This is a genomic window from Streptomyces sp. NPDC001108 (assembly GCF_053598535.1).
Genome location: NZ_JBSFKL010000001.1, coordinates 1,070,472 through 1,078,199, shown reverse-complemented (window position 1 = coordinate 1,078,199; position 7,728 = coordinate 1,070,472). Strand labels below are relative to the sequence as shown.

Here is a 7,728-nt window from a genome sequence, read left to right as displayed (position 1 = left end):
GCCGGACTCCACCTCTTCATCACCAACATCGCCGACCACCTCAAAACAGGCCTCGTCTCCTGGCTCCTCGGCACCGCCGTCAAAGCCGGCCTCGAACTCCCCCAACGATTCGACCTCAAGGGCATCATCCAGCTCATCGGCGCCCTCCTCGGCCTCACCTGGGCCAACATCCGCACCCGCATCACCCGCAAAGGCATCCCCGAACAAGCCCTCACCACCATCGAGACCACCCTCCCCGTCGCGAAGAAACTCGCCACCGAAGGCCCCGCCGGCGCCGTCCACGAAATCACCGCCGAAACAGGCGACCTCAAAGCCACCATCCTCGAAAAACTCACCACCTACCTCATCCCCACCGTCCTCATCGCCGGCATCACCTGGATCATCTCCCTCCTCAACCCCGCCTCCGCCTTCGTCCGCGCCGTCAAAGGCATCATCGACATCGTCACGTTCATCGTGAACCAGGGCGCCCAAATAGCCGACTTCGTCAACGCCGTACTCGACGCCGTCATCGCCATCGCCAACGGCGGCACAGCAAGCGTCCCGAAAATGATCGAAACCGCCCTCGCCACCAGCATCCCATTGCTGATCGGCTTCCTCGCCTCACTCCTCGGCATCGGAAACCTCGCCAACAAAGTCAAATCCGTCTTCCACACCGTCGCCAAACCCGTCAACCGCGCCATCGACAAAATCATCAACCTCATCACCAAAGCCGGAAAGAAACTCTGGAACAAACTCAAAGGAAAGAAGGGAAGTGACAACAAAAAGAAGAAGGGCGACAATTCAACCAACGAAAAAAATAAGCTCCAGAAAAGGAAAGAAAGAGAGCTCCCTAAATCTCTTTCCGAAGCACAACAGATCGTCAGATCTGGCGAGTCGTCCGACATCACTCCTGCCGACCTGCTCACTTCCCTGAACCCCCTCAAAAAGAGATTTCCATGGATCCGGGGGTTCGAACTCGACGGGCCTCACCCCTACTCGGTATTCCTACTGGCCAGTCGCCACACGGTCGGGAAGTTCCGAAAAGCCGACGTAAAGAGGATGACGAGCGCCCACCAGAAAGCCCAGAAGAAATACGAATCCGCCAAAAAAGTCAGCCAGCAGGGCCGAACCAAGGCGGCAGTCGCCAAAGCCAGCGAGACCGAAAAGGAGAAGTTGATAAATGGATTCCGAGAGCTCGCCAATAAATTCCACATGGGAAGATATCCGGAGCGCGACTACCAGAACGTCCTAAAAAGCACTCAGACTGCAAGATTCCCCATAGAAGACCTCATCGACATCTACGAAAAAGCAGGCGAACTCGCCAAAGATCTGGAGACATTACTTCAGTCACTCAGGAAAACGACACCACCTACGGTCGGGGCCGAAGTAGTCATAAGAATTAACAAGGATCGCATACCTGGAAAAGTCACCGCAGTGGGTCCAGTCGACTTCACCTTGGAAGAATTTAAAGAATATCGCGACGACGGAAAGACCGGACCTCCCATTCAATACCCAATCAGCGGGAAATGGTACACCTTCGTCCCCGATCAGGGATTCTTCAAGCGGGGACCAGCATGGGAGACAATGAAGAAACAGGAAAGCTGGGCAGAGTACCGGGATGCCCGGCAAGTTCTCAGCTACCGAGCCGGCGCGAACGAGCGCTACCCCGCTGTCCCGAAAGGTAAGAACTGGCACCACATACGCGAGGCCAACAATGGCGGACCGAACACGGTGAAGAACCTCGCGCTCGTAGATGCAAAGATAAACCAGGAAGAATTCAACCGATGGTTCGAATCCCCTCAGCCGGGCACAGGAGCAGTACCGGTTCGCGATTTCCTTTCAGGTCAGCCTGACGCGGAGCACATGAGATTCGGAATAGCCTGCATACATGCCCACGGCCTCTCCTTGAAGATGAAGAATATCGGGAGAGGTAACTACCAGGAGATTGAGTGATGAGGACTCAGGTAATACTACAGTTCCCTAAGCCGCCACAGAGGGAAACCCTGCTGGACCTCGCCAGGCACGGAGCCAAGGCCCACAAGGTCTACGTGAACACCTGGGTTTTTCCAGGAAGCTCACTGCCACAGGAACTTGAGGCCGACATGAATTCGCGGCAGATCAATTACACCACGTTCTACGAGTTCAAGCCGACTCCTCAGGACTCATCGAACGAACTGGCTGCGTATCTCTGGCTCGGGCGCTTCGAAGCAGTGCGAGAACAGGAACCTGACCTGATGCTCGCGAGAAGCACGGATCTTCGAGAAATCATTGCCAGTGCCCATTTGGCCAGGGAACTTTCCTCGATCTCGCCTGAAATCACCTGGAGGGATTTGAGAGACCAAGAGGGTTTCATGGTGCTGAATCAAGTTGCAGAGCTCCCTGACCCCATCTCAGTACCGCATCCCGTGTCCGTTTCAGAGGGCGAGGACGAAATCTGGGCCGTTCAGAGCGATGGCAGGGAATTTATCACACAGAAAAGCTTCGTTTTCCTCATGGCCGCAGGAATCGCTAATCCTGCCCGCTGCGTAGTGAATGAGCGTGTTCTCCACTGGCGGCGTGGCCTTGTCTTCGGGGGAAACGTTCTCGAATTCTTGATGGAAAATGAGGTCGTTGGCATGCCCCCCGAGCCGTCTTTCCTGACAAGAGCAGGGAGCCCCGGCTGAACGCACGCTGTCAGGAATCGACCACGCGCACCGGCAGCGACTTCACCCCGTTGATGAAGTTCGACACCAACCGCGCGGGCTGAGAGGCAAGTTGGAGTTGCCCCGGCGGCAGGGCCCGGCACACCTCCTCGTACAGGGCGCTCAGCTGCAAGCGTGCGAAATGCGCGCCCAGGCAGACGTGGGGGCCGTCGCCGAAGGAGGTGTGGGGGTTGGGGGTGCGGGTGAGGTCGAGGGTGAAGGGGGTGGGGAAGGCGCGTTCGTCGTGGTTGGCGGAGGCGTGGAGGACGACCACCTTGTCGCCGGCGCGGACGCGGGTGCCGGACAGTTCGGTGTCCTGGGTGGCCGTGCGGCGAAAGGTGAGGACTGGGGGGTGGCGGCGGAGGAGTTCGTCCACGGCCGTCGCCATTCCCGCGTCACCCCGGCACAACCTCGCGTACTCCTCCGGATGTTGGGCCAGCAGGCTCAGGCCGCCCGGGGCCGCGCTGCGTACCGTGTCGTTGCCGGCCACCACCAAGAGGAAAAAGAACATCTCCAGTTCGGGCGCGGTGAGTTCGGGGTCCGTGGCCAGGGCCGTCATCACGTCGTCGGCCGGGTGGCGGCGTTTGTGGGCGGCCAGGGCGTGGGCGTAGTCGAACATGTCGCGCAGGGCCGACGGGGAGCGCGGGTTGACCGGTCTGCCGTCCGGGCCGAGGGTGGGCGTTCCGGCCTCGTCGGGGTCCTGGTAGCCGATGACGCGTTGCGTCCAGCGGAGGAGCAGGGCGCGGTCGGGGTCCGGTACGCCGAGCAGGTCGGTGAGGTTGAGCAGCGCGTAGTCGTCGGTGACGTGGGCGACGAGGTCGCAGGTGCCGTCCCCGGCCCGCGCCTCGGTGACGGCACGGCTGAGGAGGGTGCGGGCCCGTTCGCGTACGGCCGTTGCGAAGTGGTCGACGCGCTTCGGGGTGAAGGCGCGGCTGACCAGGGTGCGCAGGCGGCGGTGGTGCGGCGGGTCCTGGTTGAGCATCATGCGGCGGATGAACGGCAGGTCGGCGGGGTCCGGGTCGCGGATCTGGGTGGCGCCCAGGTACGAGGAGAACGTCGCGGAGTCCTTCAGCACCCGCACCACGTCCGCGTGCCGGGCGACCGCCCAGAAGCCGGGGCCCTCCGGCCAGCCGAGCACCTCCGGCTCCTCCTGCCACGCCACCGGGTGGTGGTCGCGCAGGACGCGGTAGCGGTCGTGCGGGACGCCCTGCCCGTACAGCCTCGGGTCGAAGACGTCCGGGACGGCGACGGGCACGGAACCGCTCACGCGTCCGCCCGCAGGAAGTCCTCCACCACCCGGATCAGGTCGAGCGGGGTCTCGTCCATCGCGTAGTGGCCGCACCCCGGCAGCTCCACCAGCTCGCCCTTCGGGTACCAGCGCATCCAGGTGGCGCGCTGCAACTCCGCCGACAGCGCCGGGTCCAGGGCGCCCGCGACGGCGAGGGCGGGTACGGGCGAGCCCTCGATCCGGTCGTGGAAGTCCTCGCCCGCCCAGGAGTCCAGCCAGGCCCGGAACGCCTTCGCGTCGCTGCACTCCACCGAACGGCGCACCATCCGGTCCAGCCAGCCGGCCGGGCGGCGGCCCCCGGTGGTGGTGTCGAGGATGGTCCGGCGGTTGGCCGGGGTGTCGGCCGCCCCGGCGAAGAGTTCCCACTGCTCGGGCGGGAGCGGCAGCCCGGAGGCGGGGACCGGCGAGACCCCGACGATCCTGCGTACCCGCTCCGGAGCGTCGGCCAGTACCCGCTGGACGACCGATCCGCCCATCGAGTGGCCGATCAGCGAGAACCGCTCCCAGCCGAGCCGGTCGGCCAGCGCGAGCACGTCCCCGGCGCCTTCGGCCGTGGTGAACACGCCGTTCGCGCCGCGGGCCTCCCCGTATCCGCGCAGGTCCACCACGGCGTAGGTGAACGAGCCGAGGTCGATGTCGGGCAGCACGGGGGCGTACGCGGAACGGTCGGCGAGCCAGCCGTGCACCGCGATCACCTTGTGAGGGCCCTCTCCATGCAGCTCATGGGGCAACTCGTGGGGCGAGGGAACGGGCGGAACGGGCAGTGCGGTCACGCTGACTCCCATGGCAGTACGGATGTGCGTACGGGTACGGGTACGAGGGAACGGCTCACCGGTTCGGGACCACGGTCGCGCCAACTCCGCACCCGCGCAATAGGGCCCGCGCCGACCGGTTCTCAGGCCAGCAGCTCCAGGTACGGGCCGAATTCCGAGGCCAGGGTGAGCCGGCCCAGCTTCTGGTACTCGCGCTGGACGGCGTGGATCAGGGTGGGCATCGTCACCGGTTCGCCGGTGTCCGCGGCCAGGTACGCGGCGGTCACCGCGATCGAGCGGATGTTGCCGCCCGCCAGCTCGAAGTTCTCCGCGCAGAACGCCAGGTCCAGGTCCCCGCCCCGGGGCAGTACGGGGCCCAGGCAGCGTTCCCAGAGGACGTGCCGCTGCTCGGGGTCCGGGACCGGGAAGTCGACGACGAGGTCCAGGCGGCGGGTGAAGGCGTCGTCCAGGTTGGCCCGGAGGTTGGTGGCGAGGATGGCCAGGCCGTCGAAGGACTCCATGCGCTGGAGGAGGTAGGCGCTCTCGACGTTCGCGTAGCGGTCGTGGGCGTCCTTGACGTCCGAGCGCTTGCCGAAGATCGCGTCGGCCTCGTCGAAGAGGAGGACGCCGTTCACGCCCGCCGCCTCGGAGAAGATCCGCTCCAGGTTCTTCTCCGTCTCGCCCACGTACTTGTCGATGACCGTCGCGAGGTCGACGGTGTAGAGGTCCAGGCCCAGGTCGGCGGCGATGACCTCGGCCGACATCGTCTTGCCGGTGCCGGAGTCACCCGCGAAGAGCGCCGAGACGCCGCGCCCCCGGCCGCCGCCCGGGCGCATGCCCCACTCCCCCAGGACCCGGTCGCGGTGGCGGGCGCGGGCGGTGAGTTCGCGGAGCTGGGCACGGGTGTCGGGCGGGAGCACCAGGTCGTCCCAGCCGACGGCGGGTTCGATGCGGCGGGCCAGCCGGTCCAGGCCCGCCGCGTTCTGGGCACGGGCGCCCTGGCGTACGTGGTCGGGGGTGAGGGTGCCGCCGTCCAGGTGGGTGGTCTGGGCGGCGCCCCGGGCGGCGCGGGTGATCTGTTCCGGGGTGAGCAGGAAGGGCGAGAGCAGCCGGTCCACGTCGACGGCCGGGGGGACGGGCGCGTCGTACGCGTCGGTCCAGAGGGCCGCCCTGGTGGCGGGTTCGACGCGCGGGGCGTGCAGGAGCAGGGGCGGGGCGGCGGACCAGGCCGCGTCCCAGGGCGCCCGGCCCACCAGGATCGTGGGGACCGGGGTGCCGGTGAGCAGCCGCAGGAGACCGGGGTGGTCGCGGGCGACGGCGTCGAGCGGGGCGCAGACCAGCCCCGCGCCGGTCAGCCGGGCCTCCCGGACCAGGGCGCGGACGGCTTCGGCGGGGGCCGGGTCCTCGGCGAGGCGGGCCAGGTCCAGGCCGAGGACCCGGTGGCCGGCGCAGGTCAGCGCGGAGGCCGCGAGGGCGGTGCCGGCGCCGCCCTGGTCCTCGCGGAGGTAGGCGAGCGGGACGCCGTGGGCGAGGGCCCCGGCGAGCGGGACGGGGTCGCCGACGCCGGGTACGGCGTGCCACGGGGCGAGCAGCTCCGCGAGGCGCGGGTCCGGGGTGTCGTCGCCCAGCAGGTGGGCGGTGACCCGGTCGGGGACGCGCAGCGCCCGGCTGAGGAACGGCCGGTCCAGATCCTCGACGAGCAGCAGACGGCCCTCCCGGAGCGGTCCACGGGCCGCGAGCCGGCCGCGCGCCTCCTGGTCGGCGGGGGACAGCCCGCACAGGCCGAGGGCGAGGCCGATGGAGGGGCGGCGGCGGGTGACGTCGTCGTTGAGGTAGCCGTAGAACGCCTCGAAGCGGTCGTCGAGATCCGGTACGAGCGTGATGAGCAGGATCTCGACGTCGAGCTCGGTCAGGCCGAACTCGGCGGCCAGCGAGGTCAACCTGGACTCCGGCCCCGTCCCCGTCCCCGGCTCCGCCCCTGGCCCGTCTCCCGCCCCGTGCGCGGGCACCGGGTCCGGGAACGCGCGGGCTCCGGACTCGTCCAGCAGCCGGGCGATGCTCTCGTCCGTGAGGTAGAGGCCGCGGAAGGCGTCGTCCGGCTCCGGATCGGTGAGCTGCCGGGCCTCGACCGCCCGCCGGATGCGCTGTTCCACGGCCACCGCGCGGGCGAGCAGATGGCGCAGGTTCGGATCACCCACGGTGGTCATTCAGCACGGTCCTCCGTAGTCCCGGTTCCCGGAGCCTCCGCCCCGGCCCCCGCGCGTCCGTTGCCCGTCCTCCGGGTCTCCGTGATGCGGAGGGACAGCCCGCGCCGCCGCTCCCCGTCGGGGACCCGCCCGGCGGGCGCCCCGGACGGCCGCCCCGGGCGCCCTCCGTACACCGGGAGCCTGCCGCGCCCCGGCATCGGTTCCGAGACGGGTTCGGCGCGCTCGGGGATGTCCCCGAACCGGGCCTCCAGCCCCTCGTCGCCCACCGGCGGCCCGACCGCGTAGCTCGGCGACGCGGTCACCGGCACGCTGACGACCAGGTCGAGCGAGGGTTTCAGCTCCCCGCCCAGCGCGCTCCACACATCCGCGAACGAGCGGTCCTCGGGCGGCGGCAGCGCGATCGACATCGGCACCGGTGCGCCGATCTCCGCCAGGGTGCCCGCCATCCGGTCCGGCGGCAGCGCCTCGTACCGCAGCAGGCAGCCCAGCAGGGACGAGAGCAGCCGGTGTTCGTCCTCCGGGCGCTTGGTCCACGCGGTGATCAGGTACGACAGCTTGAAGAAGCGGGGCGGGCGGCGACGCGCGACGATCGTGCCCCGCTCGTCGTAATCGTTGTGCAGACCGCGCTCGCGTCTGCGCATGTCCTCACGGATGTCGTACAGGTACAGATTGACCATCGGTGCGTTGACCTTCGCCGCCCACTCCCGGGTCGGGGCGTCGAAGACGACCGCGATCTGGCCGCCGCCGAGCACCTCCGCCCTGATCAGGGCCCGCAGCACGTCATCGACTTCGTGGATCACCCGGTCACCCCCGTGCGGTCG

General features: G+C 67.6%; 5 protein-coding genes and 1 pseudogene. 2 read left to right on the top strand and 4 right to left on the bottom strand.

Features of this window, described 5'->3' with window-relative positions; translation table 11 throughout:
* Positions 1-1,932, top strand: a pseudogene (locus ACWC97_RS04845) (hypothetical protein); the annotation flags it as partial.
* Positions 1,932-2,642, top strand: a complete 711-nt coding sequence (locus ACWC97_RS04840) for a hypothetical protein (protein ID WP_450647434.1) — start codon at positions 1,932-1,934, stop codon at positions 2,640-2,642. The pseudogene ACWC97_RS04845 and the gene ACWC97_RS04840, both read left to right, overlap by 1 nt.
* A gap of 10 nt (positions 2,643-2,652) precedes the next feature.
* On the opposite strand, the gene ACWC97_RS04835 is transcribed toward ACWC97_RS04840, so the two are convergent.
* From ACWC97_RS04835 to ACWC97_RS04820, 4 genes are all read right to left on the bottom strand, one after another.
* Positions 2,653-3,927, bottom strand: coding sequence for a cytochrome P450 (locus ACWC97_RS04835; RefSeq protein WP_450647432.1), 1,275 nt, complete (start codon positions 3,925-3,927; stop codon positions 2,653-2,655).
* Positions 3,924-4,721 carry an alpha/beta fold hydrolase gene (locus ACWC97_RS04830; RefSeq protein ID WP_450647430.1) on the bottom strand — a complete coding sequence of 266 codons (798 nt, stop codon included), beginning with the start codon at positions 4,719-4,721 and terminating at the stop codon, positions 3,924-3,926. Before ACWC97_RS04830 ends, ACWC97_RS04835 begins: the two co-directional genes overlap by 4 nt.
* 122 nt (positions 4,722-4,843) lie before the next feature.
* The gene (locus ACWC97_RS04825) at positions 4,844-6,907 is read right to left on the bottom strand and encodes an ATP-binding protein (RefSeq protein WP_450647428.1); all 2,064 of its coding nucleotides are present in this window, start codon (positions 6,905-6,907) and stop codon (positions 4,844-4,846) included.
* Positions 6,904-7,707: a DUF4255 domain-containing protein gene (locus ACWC97_RS04820; RefSeq protein WP_450647426.1), complete on the bottom strand. Its 804-nt coding sequence runs from the start codon at positions 7,705-7,707 to the stop codon at positions 6,904-6,906. The genes ACWC97_RS04825 and ACWC97_RS04820 overlap by 4 nt, the downstream gene beginning before the upstream one ends.
* Positions 7,708-7,728: the final 21 nt, after the last annotated feature.

Coding starts and splice junctions, on each gene's coding strand:
- ACWC97_RS04840 (WP_450647434.1), top strand. CDS start 1,932: ATGAGGACTCAGGTAATACTACAGTTCCCTAAGCCGCCACAGAGGGAA.
- ACWC97_RS04825 (WP_450647428.1), bottom strand. CDS start 6,907: ATGACCACCGTGGGTGATCCGAACCTGCGCCATCTGCTCGCCCGCGCG.